Consider the following 25,211-nt stretch of genomic DNA (forward strand, 5'->3'; position numbering starts at 1 on the left):
CATGTTTGACACGGAATATTGGGCCGACGAGCGCGTTCTCTCCCTGCCGGTAAAGGCCGGCGCCGTCATCCGGCAGGGGGCTCTCGTCATGGTGAGCGGGGGCTACGCCGAGGAAGCGGGGCCCGGCACGGGGAAGATCGCCCTGGGCGTGGCCCAGGAGAGCGTGGACAACACCGGGGGCGCCGACGGGGCGAAAAAGGTCCTCGTGCGCCGTGGGGTCTTCCGGTTTGAAAACGACCCGGCGGACCCCGTGGGGCCCACGGAGCTGGGGAAGGACGTCTACGCTACCGGGCCCAACACCGTGGCCAAGACGGGCACCGGCCGTTCCAAGGCTGGGCGCCTCCTGCGGCTTGACCCGGACGGCGTTGGCGTTTGGGTGGAGGTGTGGTAATGCTCCTGAACCGCGAGAATCTGCAGTCCCTGAGCCGGACCCTACGCGCCCTGGTCTTCCAGACCCGGGACAGCTACACCCCCTTCTGGCCCCGCATCGCCCTGGAGGCGCGCACCGAGGGGCGGGTGGGCGTTTACTCGTGGATCGAGGACTTCCCCGTGATGCGGCCTTGGGAGGGGGAGCGCCAGGTGCAGAACCTCTCCCTGCGCACCGTGGAGCTCGTGAACGGCGACTGGGAGCTAACTTTCGCTGTCAACCGCAACGACGTGGAGGACGACCTACTGGACCAGATCAGTGCCAACGCCCGCGAGTACGCCTTCCGCTGGGCCCAGCATGACGACTACCTCATCACCACGCTCCTGGTGGAGGGATTCCAGCGCAAGGGACCGGACGGAGCGAACTTCTTCGGCACGCACCGGGTGGGTAAGGGGCAGTTCTCCAACGCTGGCACCGCGCCCCTTTCCCGGGAGTCCTTCCGCGCCGCCCTCACCCAGATGCGGTCGCTCACGGATAGCCGGGGCTACCCCTTGGGGTTCTTCTACGGCAAGCCCATCCTCATGGTGGGGCCCTCCCTGGAGTACGCCGCGAAGGAGATCGTGGAGCTCCCCACCCTGCCCCAGGGCGGGGCGAACCCCGACTACGGGGCGGCGGAAATCCTCGTGAACCCGTGGTTGGCGGGCCCCTACGCCAACTACTGGTTCCTGGTGGACGGCACCCGGCCCATCCGGCCCCTGGTCCTGCAGCGGCGCCGCGACCCCGAGTGGGTGGCCAAGGTGGACCCCGAGGACGAGAACGTCTTCAAGCACAACCAGTTCGTCTTCGGGGTGAGCGAGCGGAAGGCGGCGGGCTACCTCTACTGGCAGCTCGCCTACGGGTCCACGGGCGCCGGTAGCTGATGATCACCCTGGAGGACCTCCGCCACGCCTTACCTGAGGACGTCCTCCTCCAACTGGTGGACGAGGAGGGAGCGGGGGCCCTCACCCCCGAGGGGGAGGCCCGGGCCCAGGCCGCCCTCCGCGAGGCGTGGGGGGAGGTGGAAAGCTACCTGGCCCAGCGGTACGCTCTCCCCCTCCCTGCCTTGCCGGAGGTCCTCCGGGCCAAAGCGGTGGACATCGCCGTCTACCGCCTCATGATGCGGCGGGGCATCCGGCCCGGCACCGCCGACGAGGCGGTCATCGGGCGGTACCGGGACGCCGTGGCTTTCCTGAAGGACGTGGCCTTGGGCAGAGCCTCCCTCCCCTTACCGCCCGCCGGGGAGCCGGTGAGGCCCCGGGGAGGCGCCAGCCTCCGAGGGAAGCGGGTCTTCAGTCGGGAAAGCCTGGAGGACTTCTGATGGGCGTGCGGCTCACGGGGGACTGGCAGGAGCTCCACCGGGCCCTGCGGCGGGTTGTCCGCGGGGTGCCCGAGGAGGTGAAGCGGGCCATCGCCGAGGGCATCACGTCCCGGACCCTCCGGCGCTTTGACGAGCAACGGGCCCCCGACGGCTCCCCCTGGCCCCCCCTCTCCCCCGCCACCCTAATGGCGGAGGTGGGGCCCCGGGACCGCCTGAAGCGGGGAGGAATCTCGGCCCGGGCCCAGCGGCGCATGGCCTTGCGCAAGGCCCTCGTCCGCACCGGACGCCTGAAGAACTCCATCTCCTGGAAGGTGGCTGGGAACGCCATCGCCGTGGGCACGAACGTCCTCTACGCCCGGATCCACCAGTTCGGGGGACTGGCGGGACGGAACCGGAAGGTGCCCATCCCCGCCCGGCCCTTCCTGGGCATATCCCGTGAGGACCAGGAAGAGGCGGCGGAGCTCCTGCGGGCGTGGCTGAGGAGATCCCGATGATCGCCCCCGTGATCGGCTACCTGGCCGCGGCCTGCCGCCACGCCGGCCTCCCCCCGCAGCGGGTGCTGGTGGGGAAGACCCGGGAGGAGGCCTACCGCACCTCCCCCGCCGCCCTCATCCAGCCCATCACGGGGAGCCTCCGGCGGGACGGGAGCCGGGTGGTGGCCGGGCCTCCCCAAGCCCGGCGCCGGCTCTACCGCGGCCTAGCCCGCTTCCGGGTGGAGCTTTACGCCCGTACCCCGGAGGAGCGGGACCACATGCTGGCGGGGGTCCTCCACTACCTCTGGAACACCCCCCTGGTGGTGGGGGATGACCCCCAGGCCAAGCTGAACGACATCACCCTCTCGTTCATAGACGAGGAGGGCATTCTGGTGGGCGAAAACGCCGTGGCCTTGGAGGTCCCCGTGGAGATCGCCCTCTACGAAGACACCCCTTGGGTGCCCATCACCGTGGAAGTGGAGGAGATGGGCTTCGCAACGGAGGTCTAAGATGCCGGAAAAGGAGAAGGAACCGCCCGTGGAACACCCCACCGTGGAGGAGCACGCCGAGGCCCTGAAGGTGCCCGCTTGGGCCTTCGCCGGCCTCCGGGTGCGCATGGGATGGGCCGTGGGGACCCGCATCCCCCGCGCCCAGTTTGAACGGGCCCTGAGGGAGTTCCTGGAGGGGCCCACCGCAAAGGAGGGTAGCTGATGGCCCGTCTACCCGGCGTATACCCTGAGATCTTGGATGGCGGCCTGGGCATCGTGGCCCCGAGCGGCGAGGGGCAACGCGTGGTCGTGGGGGTGAGCGCCCAAGGACCCGTGGAGCAAATCCTGGGGTTCGCCGACCTGTCCCAGGTAGCCGCTACCCTGGGCTCGGGCCCGCTGGCCCGCGCCGTGGCCGACCAGCTCGCCTATGGGGGCGGACCCGTATACGCGGTGCGCGCCCGGGGCGACATCGCCGGTTCCGTGACGGCGGACAGCGCGAATCCCACCAGCCCCGGGGTGACCCTCACAGGGGACCCCCTGGACGCCTACGACATCGTGGTGAGGATCGTCCGGGGAGGGGCCCTGGGCACGGCCACCTTCACCTGGAGCCTGGACGGCGGGGATACGGTCAGTCTGGAAACCGTCACCGCCCCCACCTTCGCCCTGACCGGCACCGGGCTCACACTGAACTTCGCCACGGGCACCTACGCCGCCGGGGCCACCTACCGCTTCCGGACCACGGCTCCGAAGGCGAGCGTGGCGAGCGTCCAGGACGCCATTCGGGTCGCGCTGGACTCGCCCTTGAAGTACGAGTACATCCAGGTGGCTCAGCCCACGGACGCCGCCATGTGGGCGGCTTTGGACGCCCTCGCCCAGGAAGCCCTTAGCCGCTTCCGCTACATGTGGTTCCTCACGGAGACCGTTCCCCCCGGGAACGACGCGGACGCCTGGGTCAACGCTCGGCTCGCCGAGAAGCAGAACTTCACCTCGGACCGGGTCATGATCGTGGCCGCCTGGGCCGAGGTGGTGGACACCCTCACCGGCAGGCTGGAGGTGCAAAGCCTGGCCTCCCGGGTGGGGGCCCGCATCAGCAAAATCAAGCCCCACATCTCCCCCGCCTGGGTACGGCTCGGCCCCCTGCCGGGCGTGGTGCAGATGGCCCCCTTCGTGGAAACCTCCTTCGGCAAGCAGAGCCTTTTCAACAACGCCCACGCCCTGGCCTTGGACCAGGCCGGCTTCACCACCATGTACCGCCTGATCGGCCGCGACGGCTGGTACCTGGTGGAAGGGCGCATGGCCGCCGCGCCCACCAGCGACTTCAAACTGGTCCAGAACCGGCGCGTGATGGACAAGGCGGCTACCCAGGTCCGGGAGAGCCTCCTGGACTTCGTGCAGTGGCACGTGGACCCCTTGGTCCTGGACGCCAGCCTGGCCAGCCTCATCGCCCGGGCCTCCGCGCCCCTCCGCCTCATGCAGGCCGGTGGGGAGATCTCCCGCGGGCGGGTGGTGGTACCCCCCGGCCAGGATATCCTCGCCTCCCAACGGCTACGGCTTCAGGTGCGCATCGTGCCCCTCGGGTACCTGCGGGAGATCGAGGCCGAGCTCAGCTTCGAGAACCCCTTCCTCCAGGTGGCGTAAGGGAGGTGAAGCATGCCCATTAACGGCCGGTACTACGACTGGGAAAGCATTACCATCCAGGTGAACGGCGCCACCTTGGCGGACGTCCTTTCCATTGAGTACGAGGACTCCGAAAAGGTCAACGCCGTCTACGGGAAAGGCCGTACGCCGAGGGGCTACACCAAGGGGAACTGGGAGGGCTCTGGGAAGCTCACGCTCCTCCGGGAGGAGTACGAGCGGCTCGGGAACCCCTTCGCCCTAAAGCCTTTTGACATCGTGGTCTCCTACGCCAAAGAGGGGGGTACCAAGACCGATACCCTGAAGGAATGCCTCTTCACCAAGCGAAGCTTCAGCGGCGTGGAGCAGGATACCGAGCGCATCACCGTGGAGCTGGAGTTCACCATCCTGGGCGGCATTGAGCACAGCTAGGAGACGTTATGGCGCAAACCTTCTTTTCCCTCACCCACGGGGACCAGACCTACACCTTCCGCAAGCCCGACATCGCCCAGGTGGACCGCCTCCTGGCGCGCATGCCCAAGGCCCCCCTCTCCGCCGCCATTGACTTCACCCGGGAGTTGGCCTTGGAGCCCGAGGCCTGGGCCGCCGCCATCACCGCTTCCCCGGCCCTGGCCCTCACGGCCGCCAATGGCATCCTGGAGGCCCTGGGTTTCCAGGCCGGCTAGCTGAGCTGGAGCGGGACCCACCGCCCCTCGCCCAGCTCTCCGCCCTCATCCGGCACTGGCTACACCGCGAGCCCCCTGATGACCCCGAGGCCTTCCTAGAGCTCGCCCGCCAGGCCCTCTGGCTGGAAAGGCGCTACCACCCCCGCTCCTCTTAGGAGCGGGGTAAGGCTTTGCGGATTTGTGGCCAACCCCTTGGCCACAAATAAGCGCTCAGGCAGATCGGCCCCAGGCGCGTGGAGAACGGGGGAAAGCGCATAGGGCTAGTCAGTTACCCTCCGCCACTTCCTCCCCCTCGCCCGTTTCCGGGCCTCCTCGTGGACGGCCTCGAGGGGGAGCGTCCCATCCAAAAACCGCTCCACCACGTGCCCCGGCACCACGTACCGCTTGCCCAGCTTGAAGCCATAGACCTTGGCCAGGGCATAGGCCAGATGCGGGCTTATCTTGTCCCACCCCACCGCTTCCATCACCTCTGGTACCGTGTAAAGCTCCAGGATAAGGGTTCCCCACCCAAGAGGGGAGGGAGGCCTTCCCCCCTCGCCCTCCCTCCCCGCCGCGGGGGTAAAGGTGGTACAATATTAGTCCCCCAAAATCGCGCGCATCGTGGGGTGGAAGTCCTCGAGGACCGCCACGTAGCCGGCCTCGAGGAGGGACCGCCCGGGGTGAGTTGATGGAGAAAATATTTTAGCGACGTTCATTAGTATTGGATTAGCATATTTGTACCGCTACTTTAGATACCGTGTCGCAGCGTCATGACGCTGCGTCAATCCCATCCCCCTTTATGCAATGCATGCATAACCCTGTTTCTAACGATCTTCTCGCCACCTCCCATAGAAAATTTCAACTTGACAATGTGTGTCGCAACGTGAAACAAAGGGTGCGTTTCACGCCCCAACGCTCCGACACTGCTTTTGTCGCAGGTGAATACTGGGTTTTCTTGCTTGCTATCGCTATTCTTCACTCTCATCAACCTTGCGCCTCATCTTATCAATCAAGAACACTTTTTAAGCGTGCCACAGGGCACACATACCATCTCCCCATTACTGACCTCCAATTTGACGAATATGCACGCTTAATTTGACTGAACTTAGTTAATACAAGTAGCGGTCAGCCCTTCCTTATCGCCCGAATGAACTTGTCGCAGATTACCAAAGCCCTCCACAACGGCACTGACCGCATTTTACTGTACAAAAACGTGACGAACGCCTTCCTTCGCCTCATTTCACTTTCCGCCGCCTAAGCTTCGCCTTCCGCCGCGTCTAGGAGCGGGTTCCTTCGCCTCCTTCGCCTTCCGTCGGGTCGCCGGATCTACTGCACACCTAATTTGGCGCATTACAGCATTACAACCGCAGAAACAGAACCCGGCTTACGCCCTGTCCCGGACCCCGAGCTTCGGCTCGGGGGTTTTTTCTTGGGCGAGGTGGGATACAGGTGGGTGATAAGTGGGAGGTGGTGGAAAACTGTGGGACTTCCGTGGTATACTGCCGCCAGCAAAGCCTTCCATGGGCACGGTGGCCACATCCCCCGGCACCTTGGGCCTAAGCCCCGGAAGGTGGGAGCAGGTGGGAGATGCCCTTCGGCGAGTACCAGTACAGCCTGGACGACAAAGGGCGGGTGGTAATCCCCGGCCCTTTTCGCGATTTCCTCGAGGACGGCCTGGTGCTCACCCGGGGCATGGAGGGCTGCCTCTACGTATTCCCCTCCGACCGCTGGCGCAAGATTGAGGAGCAGCTGGTCAACCTGCCCCTCACCGACAAGGAGGCCCGGGCTTTCGTGCGCTTCTTCTACTCGGGCGCCCACAAAACCCGCATGGACAACGCCTCCCGGGTCCTCATCCCTCCCCCCTTGCGCCAGTTCGCCGGGCTTACGGAAGGGGGCGAGGTGGTCATCGCCGGTGCGCCGGGAAGGCTGGAGATCTGGAGCCTGGAGCGCTGGTGGAAGGCCATTGAGGAGATCCTGCACAACCCGCCGGCCCCCGAGGCCCTGCGGGGACTTATTGGCTAGGGATTTATGGAGGGCATTACCGCGCACGTTCCCGTGATGTACCAAGAGGCCTTGGACCTCCTGGCGGTGAAACCAGGAGAGGTCTACGTGGACGCCACCCTGGGCGGGGCGGGCCACACCCGGGGAATCCTGGAACGGGGGGGGCTGGTCATCGGCCTGGACCAGGACCCCGAGGCCGTGGCCCGGGCGGAAGCCTTGGGGCTTTCGGGGCTGAGGGTGTTCCAGAAGAACTTCCGCCACCTGGAGGAGGTCCTGAAAGAAGCCGGCGTGGGCCAAGTGGCGGGCATCCTGGCGGACCTGGGGGTTTCCAGCTTCCACCTGGAAGACCCGAAGCGGGGCTTTAGCTACCACAAGGAAGGGCCCCTGGACATGCGCATGGGGCTGGAAGGCCCCACGGCCATGGAGGTGGTGAACACCTTCCCCTTGGAGGAGCTTTACCGCATCCTGCGGGACCTAGGGGAAGAGAAGCAGGCCTACCGCATCGCCAAGGCCATCGTGGAGGCGAGGAAGAAGGCCCCCATCCGCACCACCACCCAGCTGGCGGAGGTGGTGCAAAGGGCCGTGGGCTTCCGCAAGGCGGGACACCCCGCCCGCAAGACCTTCCAAGCCCTGCGCATCTACGTGAACGACGAGCTTGGGGCCTTGGAAGACTTCCTCCACCAGGCCAAGAAGGCGCTAAAGCCCGGGGGCAGGCTGGTGGTCATCACCTTCCACTCCCTGGAAGACCGCTTGGTCAAGCGCTTCCTAAGGGAAAGCGGCCTCAAGGTGCTCACCAAAAAACCCCTCACCCCAAGCCCTGAGGAGGTGGCCCAGAACCCGCGGGCGAGGAGCGCCAAGCTGCGGGCAGGGGAAAAGGAGGCGGCATGAGGGCGGCGGTGCGCTTTGGCCTCCTTTACCTCCTCGCCCTCCTCCTCCTCTTTGCCCTGGGCCACCACAACCAAGCCACCCAGAAGGAGCTCGCCAAGATGCAGAAAAGGCTCGCCGAGCTCCAGGCGGAAGAGGAAGCCCTGCTCCAAGAAGCCTGGCGGGCAAGCCGCCCCTTGCGGGTCCTGGAGTGGGCCAAGAAGGAGGGGTTCATCCCCATGAGCCAAGGGAGGTGGGCGCCGTGACCACCGGGGTAAGCCGGGTACCTTTGGTCTTCGCCGGGCTTTTCCTTTGGTTTCTCCTCTTCGCCCTAGGGGTGTACACCCTCCTCGCCCACCCGCCCCGCCTGGCCCCTCCCCCGCCCTCCCCGCCCCCGCCTCGAGGGGCCCTGTACGCCCAAGACGGCACTCCCTTGGCCCTCACCCTCCAGGCAGGCCGCACCTACCCCCTAGGGGAAAGCGCAAGCCAACTCCTGGGCTTCGGCGAGCGGGGCTCGGGGAGAGGCCTGGAAGGGCTTGAGCGGGACCTGAACAGAGCCCTAACCGAAGGGCGCTCCTTCACCCTCACCCTAGACCCTTGGGTCCAGGCCATGGCGGAGCAGGCGCTTTGGCAGGGCCTGGCGAAGAGCCGAGGAAGCTTCGCCACCGCCCTCGTGCTAGACCGGGAAGGGCAGCTTCTCGCCGTGGCCAACGGCCCCGCCTTTGACCCCCTGGCCCCGCGCAAGGACCCGGAAAAGGACCTCTCTTGGCGCAACCACGCCTTCCTGGTGCCCTTGGAACCCGGGTCCACCATGAAGGCCCTCACCGCCGCCATGCTCCTGGAGGAAGGGGCGGCAAGCCTCACCACCCGGGTGGAGGCCCCCATGTACCGGGTGGTGGAGGGGTGGACCATCCGGGACGTGGTTCCCCACCCCCCCGTCCTCACCTTGGCGGAGGTGCTGAAGTACTCCTCCAACGTGGGCATTAGCCTGCTGGCCGAGGCCTTGCCCAAGGAGCTTTTCTTCCGGTACATGGAGCGCCTCCACCTCACCGACCCCGAACTCCTCCCCGGGATCCGGGTGGCCGCTCCCCTGGTCACGCCCCCCAGGGAGTGGAGCCGGGCCGCCTACGCCAACCACACCTTCGGCCAGGGCTTCCTAGTAACCCCTCTGCACCTGGCCGCAGCCTTCGGGACCCTGGTGGACGGGGTCTACCGCCCGCCCATCCTCCTCGCCGGAAGCCAGCGCCAGGGGGAAAGGGTGTTCTCCCCGGCCACGGCCAAGGCCGTGCGCCAGGCCCTTACGGATGGCCTTGCTCCCCGGGCCCACCTCCCGGGATACCGCCTGGCCGGCAAGACGGGCACCGCCCAGGTGGTGGTGAACGGGCGGTACTCCCGCGAGGTCTTCACCGCCTGGTTCGCGGGCTTCGTCCCCGGGGACGAACCCCTTTACACCGTGGTGGTGGCCGTGCACCACCCCAAGGGCGAGGTCCATGGGAGCCAGGTGGCGGCCCCCATCTTCCGGGAGATCGCTAGCCATCTCTTGGCCTACCGGGGCATCGCCCCCTATGCTGAGGAGCGGTGAGGGTATTGTGTATCTTGCTCATGTTAGGGAAGTGACGCCGGAGTGGGTGGCGGAGGCCGCCGGGGGGCGGCTCCACCCGGGGGGAGGGCCGGTGCGGGACCTCCACTGGGACAGCCGGGAGGTGACGCCCCAAAGCCTCTTCGTGGCCCTCCCCGGAACCCGGACCCACGGGCGCGCCTTCATCCCCGAAGCCCGGGCCAAGGGGGCAAGCCTCGTCCTGGCGGACACCCCCGGCGAGGCCACGGTGGAGGTGGAAGACCCTGGCCAAGGGCTTCTCCGCCTGGGGAACGCCCTGAGGCGGCTTTTCCCAGGGGTGGTGGTGGCGGTGGGCGGGAGTTCGGGCAAGACCACCACCAAGGAGGCCCTGGCCCAGGGCTTAGGGTTTCCCGCCCCCTTCGGCAACCAGAACACCGCCCCGCCTCTAGCCCGCTTCTTTTTCCACCTAGACCCCAAGGCGGAGGGAGCCGTGGTGGAGCTCGGGGTGGACCGGGTGGGGGAGATGGCGGAGCTCATGGCCCTGGCCGAGCCCACCCTTTCCGTCCTCACCGCCCTGGGGGAGGAACACCTTCTAGCCTTCGGGAGCCTGGAAGGCGTGGTGGCGGAAGAGGCCCAGCTCCTAAAGGCTCCCCAGGCCCTGGTGAGCCTCCAGGCCAAGGAGGTGCTCCTGGCCTTCCGCCGTTATAAGGGGGAGCCCACCTACGGCTTCGGGGAGGCCACCTTCTCCGGCGAAAGCCTGGAGCTTTTGGCCGGGAAGACCCGCTTCCGCTACCGCCACCTCCGGGTGGAGGTTCCCTATCCTGGCCTCGGCCCCGCCTTGGGGGCCCTGGCCGCCTTGGCGGTGGCGGAGCTCTTGGGGAAGGACCTGGAAGGGGTGGCGGAAAGGCTTGCCGCCTTGTGCCTGCCCCCAGGGCGCATGGAGCGGAGGGTCCTGGGAGGCGTGGTTTTCCTCAACGATGCCTACAACGCCAACCCCCTTTCCGTAAAGGCGGGGCTCGCCTGGCTCGCCGCCCAGCCTGGCCGGAAGTGGGTGGTCCTGGGGGAGATGCGGGAGCTTGGGAGCTTGGCGGAGCGCCTCCACCTCGAGGTGGCGGAGGAAGCGGCCAGGCTGGGGCTAAGGCCCCTCTACCTGGGCCCCCACGCCAAGGCCCAGGCCGCCCTTGGGGGCGAGGCGGCGGAAACGTTGGAGGAAGCCCTGGCCTGGCTCAAAGCCCGCGTGGCCCCGGGGGACCTCGTCTACCTGAAGGCCTCGAGGGCCGTGGGCTTGGAAAGGATCCTGGAGCTATGGGACGCCTAAGCCCCCTTCTCCTTCTCCTCGCCGCCTGCGCCCCCTTGCAGGCCGCCGCCCCCACGCTCCCCTACCCCGGGGGCTTCGCCCGTGGGGGCTTGGTGGAGGGCCGCTTCCAGGCCATCCTCCCCGGCCCACCCCTCTTCCTGGACGCAAGCGAAGAGGCCCTTTACGCCGCCTACCCCTACCAACTCTTGGTCCTCAAGGGAGGCGCTCTGGAAAGCCTTCCCCTCCCCGGCGTCCCCCGCTTCCTCCGCGCCCGCCCGAGGCCCGTGGTGGGCCTCGAGGGGGCGGTCTGGGTGGAAGGGAACCTCCTTCCCTACCCAGCCCAGGACGCCTTCCTCAGCGAGGAGGGGCTTTTCTGGGTGGGAAGGGAAGGGCTTTACCGGGAAAGGACCCTCCTCCAAAGGGGAGCCTACAGCCAGGTGGTGGCCTGGGAGGGGGCCGTGGCCCTGGGGAAGGAGGCCTTCTTCTACCCCGAGGGGAAGACCCTCCCCCTTCCCGCCCCGGCCCTAAAGGCCCAAGCGGGGGCCTGCGGGGTGGTGGCCCTTTTGGGGAAGGCGGTCTACCTGGTGCGCCCAGAAGGGGCGAAGCCCTTGGCCGAGGCCACGGACTTCGCCGCCTTTGGGGAAAGGGTCTACCTGGTGCCCGGGGAACGCATCCTCTCCTGTAAGGAGGTGGTATGGCCTTAGCCCTTCTCCTCTCCTGGCTCTTCACCGGCATCTGGATCACCTTCATGCGGGGCCTGGGGCTAGGCAAACGCGTGCGCCAGGACGGCCCCCAGTCCCACCTGGCCAAGGAAGGGACCCCCAGCATGGGGGGTGTGGCCTTCCTCCTCGCCGCCTTCCTGGCCTACTGGGCCTTGGGCAAGGACCCCTTCCTGGGGCTTTGGCTCTTGGGGCTAGGCTTCGCCCTCCTCGGGCTTTTGGACGACCTGGGCAACAGCCTCGCCCGCCCGCTCAAGGCCCGGGAAAAGCTCTTCTTCCAAGGGCTCATGGCCCTGGTCTTCGCCCTCTACGCCGCAAGGCAGGTGGCCTACACCCCTTGGCCCATCCTGGACGTCCTCCTCATCTTCCTGGCCGTGGTAGGGGCTGCCAACGCGTTCAACTTCACGGATGGCCTGGACGGGCTTCTCGCCAGCGTCACCGCCATCCTCCTCCTGCCCTTTTACCCTTACCCCTTCGCCCAAACCCTTCTGGGGAGCCTCCTCGGCTTCCTCTGGCACAACGCCCCCAAGGCGAAGGTCTTCATGGGGGATACGGGAAGCCAGGCCCTGGGGGCCATGGTGGCGGGGCTTTTCGCCCTAACGGGGCACCTTTGGCTCCTGCCCCTCGCCGCCATCGTTCCCGTGCTGGAGGTGCTTTCCGTGGTGGCCCAGGTGGCCTACTTCCGCCGCACGGGAAGGAGGCTTTTCCGCATGAGCCCCTTGCACCACCACTTTGAGCTTTTGGGCTGGGAAGAGGCCAAGATCGTCTTCCGCTTCGCCATCCTCACCGCCTTGGCCACGGCCCTGGCCTTTGGGCTTGGAGGTGGGGCGTGATCCTGGTCTTTGGGCTTGGCCGAAGCGGGCTTGGGGTCCTGCGCTTCTTGAAGGCGCGGGGCCTTCCCGCCCGCTTCTACGACGACCGCCCCAAGGAGGCAGAGGTGGAAACCGCCTTGGCCCTGGGGTTTTCCCCCGACTTCGGCCTGAAGGGCCGCTACGCCCAGGTGGTGGCCGCCCCCGGGGTACCCCTGGACCACCCCCACCTAAAGCGGTTACGGGAGGAAGGGGCCGAGGTGATGGGCGAGGCGGAGCTCGCCTACCGCCTAAGCCCCACCCCCATCGTGGGCATCACGGGCACCGCCGGGAAGACCTCCACCACCCTCTTCACCGCCCACCTCCTTAGGGGGCAAGGGCTAAGGGCCCTGGAGGGGGGCAACGTGGACCCCCCCCTGGTGAGCGTGGTGGACGAGGCGGAGGTGGCGGTGGCGGAGCTTTCCAGTTTCCAACTGGAACGGGTTTCCACCTTCCGCCCCCGGGTGGCGGTCCTCCTTAACCTGGGCGTGGACCACCTGGACCGGCACGGGAGCCTCGAGGCCTACCACGCCGCCAAGCTCAACCTCCTCAAGAACCTCACCCAAGAGGACGCCCTGGTCTACAACGCCCAAGACCCCAAGGTGCGGCAGGCGGCGGAGAAAAGCCCTGCCCGCCTCTACCCCTTTGACCCGGCGGAAGACCCCCGGGAGAGCAACCTAAGGGCGGCCCTGGCCGCCACCCGGGCCTACCTGGACCTCCTTGGAAAGCTCCTAGACGAAAAGGCCCTGGGGGAAAGCCTCCGCACCCTGCCCCACGCCCCCCACCGCTTCCAGACCTTTGCCCGGAAGGGCAAGGTGGTCTTTATTGACGACTCCATCGCCACCCGTACCCCCTCTGTGGCCGCCGCCCTCAGGGCCGCCCCCGCCCCCATCGCCTGGATTCTGGGCGGGGAGGACAAGGGCGCGGACCTCGGCCCCCTAAAGCCCCTCCTCTCCCGGGTGCGGGTCATCCTGGCCCTGGGCCGGGATGGCCCGCAGATGGCCCAAGCCCTGGGCGGCGGCACGGAGGTGGTGGTCATCGGGGAAAAGGACGGGTATAAGGCCATGCGGCAGGCCGTGGCCGAGGCCCTGGCCCGGCTGGAGGAAGGGAGCGTCCTCCTCGCCCCCTTAGCCGCCAGCTTTGACCAGTTCAAGGACTACAAGGACCGCGCCCAGGCTTTCCGGGAGGCGGTCTTCGCCCTGGGAGGTGAGCCGTGGACCCCGTCTTCCTCCTAAGCGGCCTTCTCCTCATGGCCTTTGGCCTTTTGGGCGTGGGGGTGGCGGAGCCCGACCTCCTCCAAGGCCACCTCCTGCGGGTGGGCTTAGCGCTCGCCGCCATGCTCCTTGGGCTCCTCTTACCCCCGGAAAGGCTTCTCCGCCACGCCCTTTTGCTCCTCGCCCTCACCCTAGGGCTTCTCCTTCTGGTCCTCTTCCTGGGGGATGGGCCTGGGGGGGTAAGGCGCTGGTTCTACCTGGGCCCCGTGGCCTTCCAGCCCTCGGAGCTGGCCAAGGTGGCCTTGGTGTTTTACCTCGCCTCCTTCGTGGGGCGGAAGGGGAGCGATACCCCCATCCTGGGGGCCGCCATCCTCTCGGGGGCTACCGCGGGCTTGGTTCTGGTGGAACCGGACTTCGCCACCGCCCTCTTCCTCGTCACCCTGGCCGCCCTACTCTTCATCCTGGCGGGGGTGCCCTGGCGGAGGCTTTTCATGGTGGGGCTCGCCGGGCTCCTCACCGTGGCCCCCTTTTCCGGCTACTACCTGAACCGCTTCCGGTATGTTTCCGAGCGCTTCACGAACTTCCTGGACTACCTGCAAGGGGAAGCTCACCCCGCCCACACCGCCTACCAGGTCCTGCAGGCGCAAAAGGCCATCCTCTTGGCGGGGCCCTTGGGGCAGGGCCCCGGGGGGAGGCTGCCCCACCTTCCCGAGGCCCACAACGATATGGTCTTCGCCAGCGTGGTCTTCGCCACGGGGTGGCTTGGGGGGTTGGTGGTCCTCTTCCTCTACCTCCTCCTTTTCCTGCGGGGGATTGCCCTGGCCCTCGCCCTAAAAGGGCCCCTAAGCCTCCTCGCCTTGGGCCTCACCCTCTACCTCACCCTGCAAGCGGCCATCAACATCGGGGTTACCGTGGGCTTTCTGCCCGTGACGGGGGTACCCCTGCCCTTCGTGTCCTATGGGGGGAGCTCCCTCCTCGTTTCCGGTTTCGCCCTAGGGGTGCTCCTGCGCCTGGCCAAAGAGGCCAAGGGAAAGGGGGTGGAAGCGTGGTCCTCCTGACCGGGGGCGGCACGGGGGGGCACCTCTTCCCCGCCTTGGCCTTGGCGGAGGAGCTCAGGAGGCGGGGGCATGCCGTCTTCTACCTGGGAAGCGAGGAGGGCCTCGAGGCCCGCCTCCTCCCGCAAACCTCCATCCCCCACGCCCTCATCCCCGCGGGGAAACTGGACCGGAGCGCCCTGAGGCCCAAGGAAGGCCTGAAGCTCTTCCTTGGGCTTTGGGCCGCCCGGCAGGTCCTCAAGGCGCACCCCCCCAAGGCCGTCCTCTCCACCGGGGGGTACGCCGGCTTCCCTGGGGCCTTCCTGGCGGGGCTCAAGGGCATTCCCCTCCTCCTCCATGAGCAGAACGCCAAGCTGGGCCTGGCCATAAGGGCCCTTTCCCCCTGGGCCAAGGGCCTCGCCCTAAGCGTCCCCACGGGCCTTCCCCCTTGGCTCGCCAAGAAGGCCCGGGTCCTCGGCTACCCCGTGCGGGAGGTGCGCTACCCCCAAGGGGAAGCCAAGGCCCGCCTGGGCTTTGACCCCAAAAAGCCCCTCCTCCTCGTCCTGGGGGGGAGCCAGGGGAGCCTGGAGCTAAACGAGAAGCTTCCCCCCCTCCTAAAACCCTTGGGCCTCCCCGTGCTCCACCAGGTGGGGGAGCGGTGGGTGGAGCGCTACCGCTTCCTGGAGGCCCAGGACTACCGCATCGCCGGCTTCGTGGATACCCCTTTGGCCATGAGCGCCGCCGACCTCCTCCTCTCCCGGGCGGGGGCGGGCACCTTGGCGGAGGCCGCCTTCCACCGCCTGCCCGCCCTCCTCTTCCCCCTTCCCCCAAGCCTGGACGGGGGGGCGCAGGCGGCCAACGCCCGGGCCTACCAGAAGGCGGGGGCGGCGGAGCTTGGGGATTACGGAAGGCTGGCCCACCAGGTGATGGGCGTCCTGGAAAGGCGGGAAGCCTACCAAGGGGGCATGGCCCGCCTCTCCCCCGAAGGGGCGGCGGGCCGCATCGCGGACTGGCTGGAGGCGTTCTTATGAAACGGGCACACGTCATGGGCATTGAAGGGGTGGGAATGAGCGCCCTAGCCCGGCTCCTCCGGGCGGAAGGGGTGGAGGTCACGGGGTGCGACCTGGCCCCGGGGAAGCGCGCCCTTGCCCTCGGGGTTCCCGTCTACCCGGGCCACGACCCCGCCCACCTGGGGGCGGAGGACACCCTCATCGTCCCCACCCCCATCCCCCTGGACCACCCGGAGGTCCTCGAGGCGAGGCGGCGGGGGATGCGCGTTCTCAGGCGGATGGAGCTCCTCGCCCACCTCCTTGCGCAAAAACCCTCTCTGGGCGTCACGGGCACCCACGGCAAGACCACCACCACGGGGATGCTGGCGAGCATCCTGCTGGAGGCTGGGCTAGACCCCTGGGTGCTCCTTGGCGGGGAGCTTTCCCTCCTTCCCGAGAACGCCCGCTTCGGCCTGGGCCCGCGGCTCGCCGAGGTGGACGAGTCGGACCCCCTCTTCCAGGAGGTGCGGGTAGGCATAGCGGTGGCCACCAACCTGGAGAAGGAGCACGTGGCCCCCGAGGGGAAGAAGGCCCCCAACTACCACGAGAGCCTCGAGGCCCTCCTCTCGGCCATGGCGGGCTTCCTGAGAAAGGCGGAGGTGGCCGTCCTCCCCGTCCATGACCCCCTCCTGGCGGCAGCAGCCCATGGCCTCACTCCCCTCCGCTTTGGCGAAGGGGGGGACCTGTGGGCGGAAGGGGTGGCGCTTTCCCCCACGGGAAGCCGGTTCCGCCTGGTCCACCGGGGAAAGGCCCTGGGGGAAGCGGAGCTCAAGGTGCCCGGGGCCCACAACGTGAAAAACGCCCTGGCCGCCGCCTTGGCCGCCTTGGCCTTGGGCGTGCCCGAAGGGGCCATCCTCCGGGGCCTCGCCCGCTTCCCCGGAGTGGGCCGGCGGTTTGAGCGCCTGGGGGAGGTGCGGGGAGCCTTGGTGGTGGACGACTACGCCCACCACCCCACGGAGGTGCGGGCCACCCTAAACGCCGCCAAGCTTCTGGGCCGCCGGGTGCGGGTCCTCTTCCAGCCCCACCGCCTCTTCCGCACCCTGGAGCTTTGGGAGGAGTTCGCCAGGGCCCTCGAGGCGGCGGAGGAAGTGGTGGTCCTCCCCGTCTACACCGCAGGGGAAAGGGGCGAGGTCTCCCCCGAAGCCCTCTCCCAAAGGATCGCCGAACGCCTTGCCGCTTCGGGCAAGGAAGCCCGTTTCCTCCCTCCGGAGGAGGCCCTGGCCTACGCCAAGGCCACGGCAAGGCCTGAGGACCTCTGGCTTGCCCTAGGGGCGGGGGACGTTACCGAACTTGCCCGGAGGCTCGTCCGTGAAGGTTGAGCGGGTGCTCCTAAGGGACTACACCACCCTGGGCGTGGGGGGGCCGGCGGAGCTTTGGACGGTGGAAACCCGGGAAGACCTCAAGCGGGCCACCGAGGCCCCCTACCGCATCCTGGGCAACGGCTCCAACCTCCTGGTGATGGACGAGGGGGTGCCGGAAAGGGTGATCCGCCTAGCCGGCGAGTTCCAGGCCTACGACCTAAGGGGATGGGTGGGGGCGGGCGCGCTCCTCCCCCTCCTCGTCCAGGAGGCAGCCCGGGCCGGGCTTTCGGGGCTAGAGGGGCTTCTCGGCATCCCCGCCCAGGTGGGAGGGGCGGTGAAGATGAACGCCGGCACCCGCTTCGGCGAGATGGCGGACGCCCTGGAGGTGGTGGAGATCTTCCACGACGGGGCCTTCCACCTCTACCGGCCGGAGGAGCTCGGCTTCGGCTACCGGCAAAGCCGCCTGCCCCCTGGGGGCATCGTGACCCGGGTGCGCCTCAGGCTCAAGGAGCGGCCCGTGGAGGAAATCCTCAAGCGCATGGCCGAGGTGGACGCCGCCCGCAAAGGGCAGCCCAAGCGGAGGAGCGCGGGGTGCGCCTTCAAGAACCCTCCAGGCCAGTCGGCGGGGCGGCTCATTGACCAAAGGGGCCTTAAGGGCCTACGGGTGGGGGACGCCATGGTATCCCTGGAACACGGCAACTTCATCGTCAACCTGGGACAGGCCACGGCCAAGGACGTGCTGGCGCTTGTGCAACGCATCCAGGAAGAGCTTCCCCTGGAGCTGGAGTGGGAGGTGTGGCCTTGAAGGCTAAGCCTTGCGTAAGGCCAAGGGGGTAAGATGAAGCTAGTGCGCGCCCTCTTCCTCCTCCTTCTCCTCGGCACCCTCCACGTGGGAAGCCTGGTCCTATTCCCGGTGGAGGAGGTGGAGGTGGTGGGCTTACGCCACCTCGAGGAAAAAGCCGTTTTGGCCAAGGCCCGCCTCCACCCGGGAGACCCCTGGCTTTGGGTCCTCCCCTCCCGCCTCTCCCCTCTCCTCCAGGACCCCTGGGTGGCGGAGGCCCGCCTGGAGAAGCCCAAACCCGGGGTGGTGCGCCTTTTCCTGCGGGAGCGGGAACCCTTCCTCCCCCTGGCAGGGGGCGCCGCCTTAGCCACGGACGGCACCCTCCTCCCGGGCGGGGCCCCGTACGCCCCGGGGCCTCGGGTGGAGGGAAAGGGTCCCTTGCCCACCCAAAGCCTCTTGGCCCTGGCCCGGGCTTACCCGAAGGCCAAGCGCATCCGCTATACCCCGGCAGGCTTTTACGTGGAGCTTCCTGGCACCACCCTCTTTGCCGCAAGCGCTGAACTTCTGCTAGAGTATGCGCAAGCGACCTGGCCCCAGGGCCACGTGTACCTGTATTCTTGGGGGGTGAGTTTACGCCCATGATTATCGCAGGATTGGACGTCGGCACCAGCAAGGTTACCACCGTCATCGGGGAGCTCGCCCCCGATGGCGTCCTGGACATTATCGGCGAGGGCACCGCCCCTTCCCAGGGCATGCGGCGGGGCGTGGTGGTGAACCTGGAGCGCACCACGGAGGCCATCCGCCAAAGCGTCCACCAGGCGGAGCGGGTGGCCGGGGTACGGGTGGAACGGGTGGTCCTCTCCGTGGGAGGGCCCCACCTAAGGAGCGTCACCAGCCACGGCCTGGCCGCCATCCGCCGCGGGCAGAGCATCACGGAGGCGGACGTGGAGCGGGCCGTGGAGCAGGCCAAGGCCTACCCCTTTGACGCCGAGCAGGAACTCCTCCACGCCCTGCCCCTGGAGTTCAAGGTGGACGGGCAGGAGGGGATCCGGGACCCCGTGGGCATGGCGGGGGTGCGCCTCGAGGTGGACGTCCACCTGATCGCCGCCGGGCGGGGGCCTTTGGCCAACCTCCGCCGGGCGGTGGAGGCGGCGGGGCTAGAGGTGGAAGCCCTGGTGGCCCAGCCCCTGGCGAGCGGCCTGGGCGTCCTAGGCCCCGACGAGGAGCACATGACCGTCCTCCTCTTGGACGTGGGCGGGGGGACCACGGACGTGGCCGTCTTCCGGGAAGGTAGGCTCGCCCACTCCGCCGTCTTGCCCCTCGGGGGGGACCACGTGAGCCAGGACATCGCCCAGCTCCTCAAGATCCCCTTTGAGGAGGCGGAGAGGGTCAAGCGCAAGTACGGGGCGGCGCTTCCGGAGCTCGCCGACCCCGAGCTCGTCTTGGAGATTAACCAGGAAGGGGGCTCCTTGGGCGAGGTGCCGGCGCCGGAGCTTGCCCGCATCATCCGGCCCAGGCTCCGGGAAATCCTCCACCTGGCCCGCCAGTCCGTGGACGAAGCCATAGGGCCTTTGGAGATCAAGGTGAACCGCGTGGTCCTCACGGGGGGCACCGCCCTTCTCCGGGGGTTTGACCTTTTGGCCCGGCAACAGTACAGCCTCCCCGTGCGCCTGGGCAAACCCCAGGGCGTCTCCGGCCTCACCGACGTGGTGGCCACCCCCGCCCACGCCACCGCCGTGGGCCTGGTCCGCCACGGAGCCACCTTGCCCGTGCGCATGGCGGAGCCCAAACGCCCGCAGAAAAAGGAAAAACGGCAAGAAACCGGCAAATCCGAGGGCCTCTGGGCCCGCATCAAGGAAATTCTCAACAATCTATTTTGAATCGCAATTTGGGAGAGGAGGCAGAGATGGAGGGAGCGGTCATCAAGGTCATCGGGCTCGGGGGGGCGGGGAACAACGCCGTGAACCGCATGATTGAGGCAGGGCTTCAGGGGGTGGAGTTCATCGCCGCCAACACCGACGCCCAGGTCCTGGCCAAGAGCCTGGCGGACGTGCGCATCCAGCTTGGGGAGAAGCTCACCCGGGGCCTGGGGGCGGGGGCCAACCCCGAGATTGGGGAAAAGGCGGCCCAGGAGGCGGAGGACCTCATCGCCGAGGCTTTGGAAGGGGCGGACCTGGTCTTCATCACCGCCGGGATGGGGGGCGGCACCGGCACGGGAAGCGCCCCCGTGGTGGCCGAGATCGCCAAGCGCCTAGGCGCCCTCACCGTGGGCGTGGTCACCCGCCCCTTTAGCTTTGAGGGCCCCAAGCGGCAAAAGGCGGCGGAAGAGGGCATCCGGCGCCTCAAGGAACGGGTGGACGCCATGGTGGTGGTGCAAAACGACCGCCTCCTCTCCGCCGTGGACAAGAAGATGACCCTGAAGGACGCCTTCCTCATCGCCGACCGGGTCCTCTACCACGGCGTCAAGGGCATCACCGACGTCATCAACCTGCCCGGCCTCATCAACGTGGACTTCGCCGACGTCAAGGCGCTCCTGGAAGGGGCCGGCCAGGTCCTCATGGGCATCGGCGCCGGCCGCGGGGAAAACCGGGTGGAGGAGGCGGCCAAAACCGCCACCCACAGCCCCCTGCTGGAACGCTCCATTGAAGGGGCGAGGAGGCTCCTCCTCAACGTGGTGGGCTCGGAGGAGCTTTCCCTCATGGAGGCGGCGGAGGTGGTGGAGAGGATCCGCGAGGCCACGGGCAACGAGGACGTGGACATCCTCTACGGCGTCACCTACGACGACCGTGCCCAGGACGAGCTTAGGGTCATCCTCATCGCCGCGGGCTTCGGGGAAAGCACCGTGGTGCCCAAGCCCATCCGCCCCGTGGACTTCCCCACCCACGCCGACCCCTACAACTTTGACATCCCCGCCTTCATCCGCTACGGGGACGGGGACTATCCGCCCAAGCGGGGCAACTGACGTGGTGGTGGCGGGCATTGACCCGGGGATCACCCACCTGGGCCTTGGCGTGGTGGCCGTGGAGGAAAGGGGAGCCCTCAAGGCCCATCTCCTCCACGGGGAGGTGGTGAAGACCTCCCACAAGGAAAAGGCGGAGGCGCGGGTGGGCCGGATCCACGCCCGGGTCAAAGAAGCCCTTCTCCGCTTCCAGCCCGAGGCCTTGGCGGTGGAGGAGCAGTTTTTCTACCGGCAAAACGAGCTCGCCTACAAGGTGGGCTGGGCCTTGGGGGCGGTGTTGGTGGCGGCCTTTGAGGCCGGGGTGCCCGTCTACGCCTACGGGCCCATGCAGGTGAAGCAGGCCCTGGCCGGGCACGGCCACGCCGCCAAGGAGGAGGTGGCCTTGATGGTGCGGGGGATTTTGGGCCTCAAGGAACCCCCAAGCCCAAGCCACCTGGCGGACGCCTTAGCCATCGCCCTCACCCACGCTTTCTACGCCCGGCTCAAGGCCGCCAAGCCCCTTTAGCCCGAAAGCCAGCCCCGGCGCACGGCGTAGCGCAAGAGGTCGCTCCGGGTTTTGAGGCCGAGCTTTTCCATGCCCCGCTCCCGGTAGGTGGCCACGGTCTTCTCCGAGATGGCCAAGCGCTCGGCCACCTCCTTGTGGGAAAGGCCTTGGGCGAGAAGGCGCAAGACCTCCTCCTCTCTGGGGGAGAGGCCCTCTTCCTTCACCTCTCCCTGGACCATCTCCATGGCAAGGCGCATGGCGAGGCTCGGATTTAGGTACCGCTCCCCCCGGGCCACGGCCAAGACGGCGTCCAAAAGCTCGTGGTCCACCGCCGCCTTGCTCACGTACCCCTCGCCCCCCGCCTGCAAAAAGCCCCGCACGTACTCGGGGTCCTCGTGCATGGAAAGGGCGAGGAGGCGCAGGCGGGGAAAACGGGCCTTAAGGGTTCGGCAGAGGTCAATGCCGGTGCAGTCGGGTAGGGAAACGTCCAGGATGGCGAGGTCGGCCTCGAGGCCCTCCAAAAGGGCCAAAGCCTCCCGGCCACTTCCCGCCTCCCCCACCACCCGGATGGGCCCCCGGGCTTCCAGAAGATGGCGGATGCCCGAGCGCACCAGGATGTGGTCCTCCACCAAAACCACCCGGATCACGCCACCACCTCTAAAGGAAGCCTAACCTGGACCCGGGTGCCCTCGCCAGGGGCGCTTTCCAAGAAAAACCTTCCCCCCAAAAGCTCCACCCGCTCCCGCATCCCCAAAAGGCCCTGGTGCCCGGGGCCCACCGCCTTGGGGTCAAAGCCCCGGCCCTCGTCCTCCACGAAAACCCGCACCTCCCCTTCCGCCTCCAAGACCCCCACCGCCGCCCGGGGGCTTCCCGAGTGCCGGGCCACGTTGGTGAGGGCCTCCTGCACCACCCGGTAGACCACGGTTTCCAGCTCCTTGGACAAGGGCCGGCGGAGGTGGAAGGAAAGGTCCACCTCAATCCCCGTGCGGTCGGCGAACTCCCGCACATACCGCACCAAGGCGGCTTCCAAACCCAGGTGGTCCAGCACGGAAGGCCTAAGGTCCAGGGCCAGGCGCCGCACCTCGGCCAGGGTATAGCGGGCCAGCTCCTTGAGCGCCTGGGCCGCGTCCCCCGGAAGGCCTTCCAGGCCCAGGATCAGACCGGTGAGGGCCTGGCCCACCTCATCGTGGAGTTCCCGGGCGATGCGCGCCCTTTCTTCCTCCTGGGCCCGAAGCCAGGCCTTCAAAAGTTCTGCCCGCTGCCTCTCCTTTTCCTCCAGGAGGCTGTAAAGCCGGGCGTTCTCCAAGGCGGTGGCCAAGGGGCCGGAAAGGGCTTTCAGGAAGCCCACAAGCCACGCCTCCTCCACCTTGGGTTTTCCGTAGAGGACCAGGGCCCCTCGAGGGGGCACCGGCACCCCCACCCCCCCTTGGGCCACCACCACCCGCCCCTCCCGCAAGGCTTCCTCCGCCAACCCCTTCACACCCCCCAAGGGGCAAGCGGCTTGGCAGGCGCGGCAGTGGACGACCCGCCCCTCCACCCACAGGTCGCCGCAGGTAAAGCCGAGTTCCCGCACCAACAGGGAAAGCACCCGCTCCGCCAGCTCTTCCAGCCTCAGGGCCTGGCTTTCCGCCAGGAGGCGGTTTAGGAGGGTGAGTTCCCGCTCCCGCCTTTCCACCTCCTCCCCCATGCGGTTGAGGGCCCGACCCAAGGCACCGAGCTCGTTCCTGGGCTCCGGAAACGCCACCTTCCCCCCTTTCCCCAGGAGGGCAACCCGCTCCGCCATCCCCTTGAGGGGTTCCAGGACCCGCTCCAGGAGAAGGTAGCCGAGCCCCACCCCAAGCCCCACGGCCCAAAGCAAGCCAAAAGCCCCGGTGCGCAGGACCTGGGCCAGTTCCTCCCTTAAGGGGTCCTGGGCCAGGGCCAAGCGCACCACCCCCGCCGCCCCCCCATACACCGGGGCCTCCCCCTGGTACACCAGCCTTCCCCCTAACCGCAGGGTCCTCTCGCCCCCCAAAGCCAGAAGGGCTTCCGGCACCCCCTCGGCGAAGGTATGGGCCAGGACCTCCCCCTTCGGGGAGAGGACGTAGGCGTAGGCGAACCCCGGATAGCGTTCCTTGGCGGCCCCCAGCTTCTCCCACACCGCCAAGCGGTCCTGGAGCAGGAGGTCATCGGTGAGCAGGGTGGCGAGGTCCCAGGCGGCCGAGCGGGTTTGCTGCCACAAGGCCCGTTCCCCCTCGGCGTAGAGAAAGGCACCCCCGCCCAAAAGCAAGGCCCCGCCCGTGGCGGTCGCCGCCAGGAGGACGGTGAGAAGAAGCTGGGTCCCAAGCCTCACGGCAACACCTCCCGCGCCCTCCGGTAGACGACCCGGTAAGGAGCGTCTTCCGACCGGCGGAACCCCTTTAGGCCCAAGGCCCTTAGGGCCTTTGCGTTTTCCGGTTTTTTCACCAGGGCAAGGAGTGCCTGCATGAGCCTTTCCTTTTCGGGAAGACTTTTGCGTGCCACCACGGGCGGAGGGGGGTCGGCGGGACCCCTAGCCAGGACCCTAAGCCCCTTCACGCCCAACGTGGCGTAGACCACCCCATCCACCGCCGCCCCTTCCGCCAACCCCTCCCGCACAGCCCCAAGGGCCCGGTCGTGGCTGTAGGTGAAGAAGGCTTGGGCAAAGAAGCCCTCCCCTAAATCCCTGGCCAAAAGGCGAGGCCAGGCATGGCCGGTGTTGGATAGGGAGTCCGTGAAGGCAAAGGGGCGCCCCTTTAGCTCAGCCAGGCTTTGGTAAGGAGCGTCCTCCCGCACCACGATGAGGCTCTGGTAAGGCACCGCCGTATCCGATGCCAAAAGCACCTCTAAAAACCCCTCCTCCACCCCAAGCCCCGCCGCCAGGGTGCAAAGGAAGCCCAGGTCCGCCTCTCCCTGGCGCAAGGTCTCCAAGACCTCCCAGTAGGTGCGGCGCCCAAACACCTCCACCCGCTCGCCCAAAAGGGCCTCGAGGCCCTGCAAGAACTCCCGGTATGGCCCCGCCTCCACGGGGGAACGCATCCCCGCCACCACGATGCGCACCCCACCCCTTTCCGCCTCCTTGGCGTAGGGAGGCCCGAGGGCCACCTCGGGTGGCCTGGCGCAGGCGGCAAGGAGAAGGAGGGCCAGGAGCTTTCGCATCTACCCCAGGATAGGTAAGGCCAAGGGGTATAGATGTCCCAGGCCCTGTCGGGAGGTTTTCCGACAGCCCCGTCCGCCACCCTACCGCTACCCGTCGCCCTACCGGGGTCCTAGTTTGGGAGGCGAAAGGAGGTGGGGCAGATGGAAAAAGAACCCCTCACCAGCGCGGAGGACCGCCGGCGCTTTCTCGCCAAAATGGCAAGCGCCATCTTCGCCTCCATGGTGGCCCCGGGCCTGGCCCAGGGCGTGCCCCAGGCGGCCCCGCCCGAGGACGGGGCGGCGGAGGACGTGCTTTTGCGCATGCAGAAAGACCTGGAGCGGGCGCTCAAAAACCCCAACCGCAAGTGGGGCATGGTCATTGACCTCAGGAAGTGCGTGGGCTGCCACGCTTGCACCGTGAGCTGCATGGCGGAAAACCGCCTGCCCCCGGGCGTGGTCTACCGCCCGGTAAGCGAGGAGGAGGTGGGCACCTACCCCAACGTCACCTACCGCTTCGTTCCCCGGCCCTGCATGCAGTGCGACGAGCCCCCGTGCGTGCCCGCCTGCCCCTACGACGCCACCTGGAAGCGCAAAGACGGCATCGTGGAGATTGACTACGAGCTCTGCGTGGGTTGCGAGAAGTGCGTGCCCGCCTGCCCCTACAACTCCCGCCACAAGGACGACGGCTACTTCTGGACGGAAAACACCCCGGGCCAAGGCAAGATGCCCTACGAAACCCTTCCCGTTTACGAGTGGGGCAAAAAGGTGGACCGGGAAGACGAGGCGGGCCCCATGGACAAGGTGCGCAAGTGCCACTTCTGCCTGCACCGCATTGAACAGGGGCTCTTGCCCCAGTGCGTGGTGACCTGCATCGGCCGGGCCACCTACTTCGGCGACCTGGAAGACCCCAACTCCCTGGTGGCCGAACTGGTTAAGAAGCCCAACGTCATGCGCCTCAAGGAAGAGGCGGGGACCAAGCCCCGGGTCTACTACCTGGTGTAGG

At 67.8% G+C, this 25,211-nt stretch carries 30 protein-coding genes; 26 read left to right on the plus strand and 4 right to left on the minus strand.

What is annotated here, in order from left to right; all coding sequences use genetic code 11:
- Position 1: 1 nt before the first annotated feature.
- From L0C60_RS05065 to L0C60_RS05105, 9 genes are read left to right on the plus strand one after another with little or no spacing between them, the layout of a single operon-like run.
- Positions 2-391 carry a capsid cement protein gene (locus L0C60_RS05065; RefSeq protein WP_243092579.1) on the plus strand — a complete coding sequence of 130 codons (390 nt, stop codon included), beginning with the start codon at positions 2-4 and terminating at the stop codon, positions 389-391.
- Entirely contained in the window at positions 391-1,287 is an 897-nt protein-coding gene (locus L0C60_RS05070) for a Mu-like prophage major head subunit gpT family protein (RefSeq protein WP_243092580.1), read from the plus strand. Before L0C60_RS05065 ends, L0C60_RS05070 begins: the two co-directional genes overlap by 1 nt.
- Complete coding sequence (locus tag L0C60_RS05075) at positions 1,287-1,724, plus strand: gp436 family protein (protein WP_243092581.1); 438 nt, start codon at positions 1,287-1,289, stop codon at positions 1,722-1,724. Before L0C60_RS05070 ends, L0C60_RS05075 begins: the two co-directional genes overlap by 1 nt.
- Positions 1,724-2,218, plus strand: a complete 495-nt coding sequence (locus L0C60_RS05080; protein ID WP_243092582.1) for a phage virion morphogenesis protein — start codon at positions 1,724-1,726, stop codon at positions 2,216-2,218. The genes L0C60_RS05075 and L0C60_RS05080 overlap by 1 nt, the downstream gene beginning before the upstream one ends.
- Positions 2,197-2,706, plus strand: coding sequence for a hypothetical protein (locus tag L0C60_RS05085; protein WP_243092583.1), 510 nt, complete (start codon positions 2,197-2,199; stop codon positions 2,704-2,706). The genes L0C60_RS05080 and L0C60_RS05085 overlap by 22 nt, the downstream gene beginning before the upstream one ends.
- Position 2,707: 1 nt before the next feature.
- Positions 2,708-2,908: a hypothetical protein gene (locus L0C60_RS05090; RefSeq protein ID WP_243092584.1), complete on the plus strand. Its 201-nt coding sequence runs from the start codon at positions 2,708-2,710 to the stop codon at positions 2,906-2,908.
- A complete protein-coding gene (locus L0C60_RS05095) occupies positions 2,908-4,323 on the plus strand; it encodes a DUF2586 family protein (protein ID WP_243092585.1) in 1,416 nt (471 codons plus the stop codon). The genes L0C60_RS05090 and L0C60_RS05095 overlap by 1 nt, the downstream gene beginning before the upstream one ends.
- A gap of 12 nt (positions 4,324-4,335) precedes the next feature.
- A complete protein-coding gene (locus L0C60_RS05100) occupies positions 4,336-4,731 on the plus strand; it encodes a hypothetical protein (protein WP_243092586.1) in 396 nt (131 codons plus the stop codon).
- Positions 4,732-4,739: 8 nt separating this feature from the next.
- On the plus strand, positions 4,740-4,985 hold the full coding sequence (locus L0C60_RS05105) for a hypothetical protein (protein ID WP_243092587.1): 246 nt from the start codon (positions 4,740-4,742) through the stop codon (positions 4,983-4,985).
- A 260-nt stretch (positions 4,986-5,245) separates the two neighbouring features.
- On the opposite strand, the gene L0C60_RS05110 is transcribed toward L0C60_RS05105, so the two are convergent.
- Positions 5,246-5,449, minus strand: coding sequence for a hypothetical protein (locus L0C60_RS05110; protein ID WP_243092588.1), 204 nt, complete (start codon positions 5,447-5,449; stop codon positions 5,246-5,248).
- 1,102 nt (positions 5,450-6,551) lie between these two features.
- On the opposite strand from L0C60_RS05110, the gene mraZ reads away from it, so the two are divergent.
- Genes mraZ through L0C60_RS05190 form a run of 16 tightly spaced genes read left to right on the plus strand, consistent with a single transcriptional unit; the run spans position 6,552 to position 21,094 of the window.
- Positions 6,552-6,986, plus strand: coding sequence for a division/cell wall cluster transcriptional repressor MraZ (gene mraZ / locus L0C60_RS05115; protein ID WP_234503219.1), 435 nt, complete (start codon positions 6,552-6,554; stop codon positions 6,984-6,986).
- Between the two features lie 6 nt (positions 6,987-6,992).
- On the plus strand, positions 6,993-7,853 hold the full coding sequence (gene rsmH / locus L0C60_RS05120; RefSeq protein WP_243092589.1) for a 16S rRNA (cytosine(1402)-N(4))-methyltransferase RsmH: 861 nt from the start codon (positions 6,993-6,995) through the stop codon (positions 7,851-7,853).
- Positions 7,850-8,095 carry a hypothetical protein gene (locus tag L0C60_RS05125; protein ID WP_234503215.1) on the plus strand — a complete coding sequence of 82 codons (246 nt, stop codon included), beginning with the start codon at positions 7,850-7,852 and terminating at the stop codon, positions 8,093-8,095. The genes rsmH and L0C60_RS05125 overlap by 4 nt, the downstream gene beginning before the upstream one ends.
- Positions 8,092-9,411: a peptidoglycan D,D-transpeptidase FtsI family protein gene (locus tag L0C60_RS05130; RefSeq protein ID WP_234504109.1), complete on the plus strand. Its 1,320-nt coding sequence runs from the start codon at positions 8,092-8,094 to the stop codon at positions 9,409-9,411. The genes L0C60_RS05125 and L0C60_RS05130 overlap by 4 nt, the downstream gene beginning before the upstream one ends.
- Complete coding sequence (locus tag L0C60_RS05135) at positions 9,395-10,705, plus strand: UDP-N-acetylmuramoyl-tripeptide--D-alanyl-D-alanine ligase (RefSeq protein WP_234503214.1); 1,311 nt, start codon at positions 9,395-9,397, stop codon at positions 10,703-10,705. Before L0C60_RS05130 ends, L0C60_RS05135 begins: the two co-directional genes overlap by 17 nt.
- Complete coding sequence (locus L0C60_RS05140; protein ID WP_234503211.1) at positions 10,693-11,388, plus strand: hypothetical protein; 696 nt, start codon at positions 10,693-10,695, stop codon at positions 11,386-11,388. The genes L0C60_RS05135 and L0C60_RS05140 overlap by 13 nt, the downstream gene beginning before the upstream one ends.
- The gene (locus L0C60_RS05145) at positions 11,379-12,236 is read left to right on the plus strand and encodes a phospho-N-acetylmuramoyl-pentapeptide-transferase (RefSeq protein ID WP_234503208.1); all 858 of its coding nucleotides are present in this window, start codon (positions 11,379-11,381) and stop codon (positions 12,234-12,236) included. Before L0C60_RS05140 ends, L0C60_RS05145 begins: the two co-directional genes overlap by 10 nt.
- Positions 12,233-13,486, plus strand: a complete 1,254-nt coding sequence (locus L0C60_RS05150) for a Mur ligase family protein (RefSeq protein ID WP_234503205.1) — start codon at positions 12,233-12,235, stop codon at positions 13,484-13,486. Before L0C60_RS05145 ends, L0C60_RS05150 begins: the two co-directional genes overlap by 4 nt.
- Positions 13,465-14,523: an FtsW/RodA/SpoVE family cell cycle protein gene (locus L0C60_RS05155; RefSeq protein ID WP_234503203.1), complete on the plus strand. Its 1,059-nt coding sequence runs from the start codon at positions 13,465-13,467 to the stop codon at positions 14,521-14,523. The genes L0C60_RS05150 and L0C60_RS05155 overlap by 22 nt, the downstream gene beginning before the upstream one ends.
- Positions 14,511-15,530, plus strand: coding sequence for a UDP-N-acetylglucosamine--N-acetylmuramyl-(pentapeptide) pyrophosphoryl-undecaprenol N-acetylglucosamine transferase (locus tag L0C60_RS05160; RefSeq protein WP_234503200.1), 1,020 nt, complete (start codon positions 14,511-14,513; stop codon positions 15,528-15,530). The genes L0C60_RS05155 and L0C60_RS05160 overlap by 13 nt, the downstream gene beginning before the upstream one ends.
- Positions 15,527-16,867, plus strand: a complete 1,341-nt coding sequence (gene murC / locus L0C60_RS05165) for a UDP-N-acetylmuramate--L-alanine ligase (protein WP_234503198.1) — start codon at positions 15,527-15,529, stop codon at positions 16,865-16,867. Before L0C60_RS05160 ends, murC begins: the two co-directional genes overlap by 4 nt.
- Positions 16,857-17,654 carry a UDP-N-acetylmuramate dehydrogenase gene (locus L0C60_RS05170; RefSeq protein WP_234503188.1) on the plus strand — a complete coding sequence of 266 codons (798 nt, stop codon included), beginning with the start codon at positions 16,857-16,859 and terminating at the stop codon, positions 17,652-17,654. The genes murC and L0C60_RS05170 overlap by 11 nt, the downstream gene beginning before the upstream one ends.
- A 33-nt stretch (positions 17,655-17,687) precedes the next feature.
- Positions 17,688-18,272 (plus strand): FtsQ-type POTRA domain-containing protein, encoded by a 585-nt coding sequence (locus L0C60_RS05175; protein ID WP_234503186.1) that lies wholly within the window; start codon positions 17,688-17,690, stop codon positions 18,270-18,272.
- On the plus strand, positions 18,269-19,510 hold the full coding sequence (gene ftsA / locus L0C60_RS05180; RefSeq protein WP_234503184.1) for a cell division protein FtsA: 1,242 nt from the start codon (positions 18,269-18,271) through the stop codon (positions 19,508-19,510). Before L0C60_RS05175 ends, ftsA begins: the two co-directional genes overlap by 4 nt.
- A gap of 26 nt (positions 19,511-19,536) precedes the next feature.
- Entirely contained in the window at positions 19,537-20,592 is a 1,056-nt protein-coding gene (gene ftsZ, locus L0C60_RS05185) for a cell division protein FtsZ (RefSeq protein ID WP_234503182.1), read from the plus strand.
- Position 20,593: 1 nt separating this feature from the next.
- Positions 20,594-21,094 (plus strand): crossover junction endodeoxyribonuclease RuvC, encoded by a 501-nt coding sequence (locus tag L0C60_RS05190; RefSeq protein WP_234503172.1) that lies wholly within the window; start codon positions 20,594-20,596, stop codon positions 21,092-21,094.
- Here L0C60_RS05190 and L0C60_RS05195 read toward each other — a convergent pair.
- From L0C60_RS05195 to L0C60_RS05205, 3 genes are read right to left on the minus strand one after another with little or no spacing between them, the layout of a single operon-like run.
- Entirely contained in the window at positions 21,091-21,720 is a 630-nt protein-coding gene (locus tag L0C60_RS05195; RefSeq protein WP_234503169.1) for a response regulator transcription factor, read from the minus strand. The genes L0C60_RS05190 and L0C60_RS05195 overlap by 4 nt on opposite strands.
- On the minus strand, positions 21,717-23,405 hold the full coding sequence (locus L0C60_RS05200; protein WP_243092590.1) for a sensor histidine kinase: 1,689 nt from the start codon (positions 23,403-23,405) through the stop codon (positions 21,717-21,719). Before L0C60_RS05200 ends, L0C60_RS05195 begins: the two co-directional genes overlap by 4 nt.
- The gene (locus L0C60_RS05205) at positions 23,402-24,229 is read right to left on the minus strand and encodes a PhnD/SsuA/transferrin family substrate-binding protein (protein WP_234503165.1); all 828 of its coding nucleotides are present in this window, start codon (positions 24,227-24,229) and stop codon (positions 23,402-23,404) included. The genes L0C60_RS05200 and L0C60_RS05205 overlap by 4 nt, the downstream gene beginning before the upstream one ends.
- A gap of 141 nt (positions 24,230-24,370) precedes the next feature.
- On the opposite strand from L0C60_RS05205, the gene L0C60_RS05210 reads away from it, so the two are divergent.
- Entirely contained in the window at positions 24,371-25,210 is an 840-nt protein-coding gene (locus tag L0C60_RS05210; protein ID WP_234503163.1) for a 4Fe-4S dicluster domain-containing protein, read from the plus strand.
- The last annotated feature ends 1 nt before the right edge of the window (position 25,211 follow it).

It is taken from the genome of Thermus hydrothermalis (genome assembly GCF_022760925.1).
Classification (GTDB): domain Bacteria; phylum Deinococcota; class Deinococci; order Deinococcales; family Thermaceae; genus Thermus; species Thermus hydrothermalis.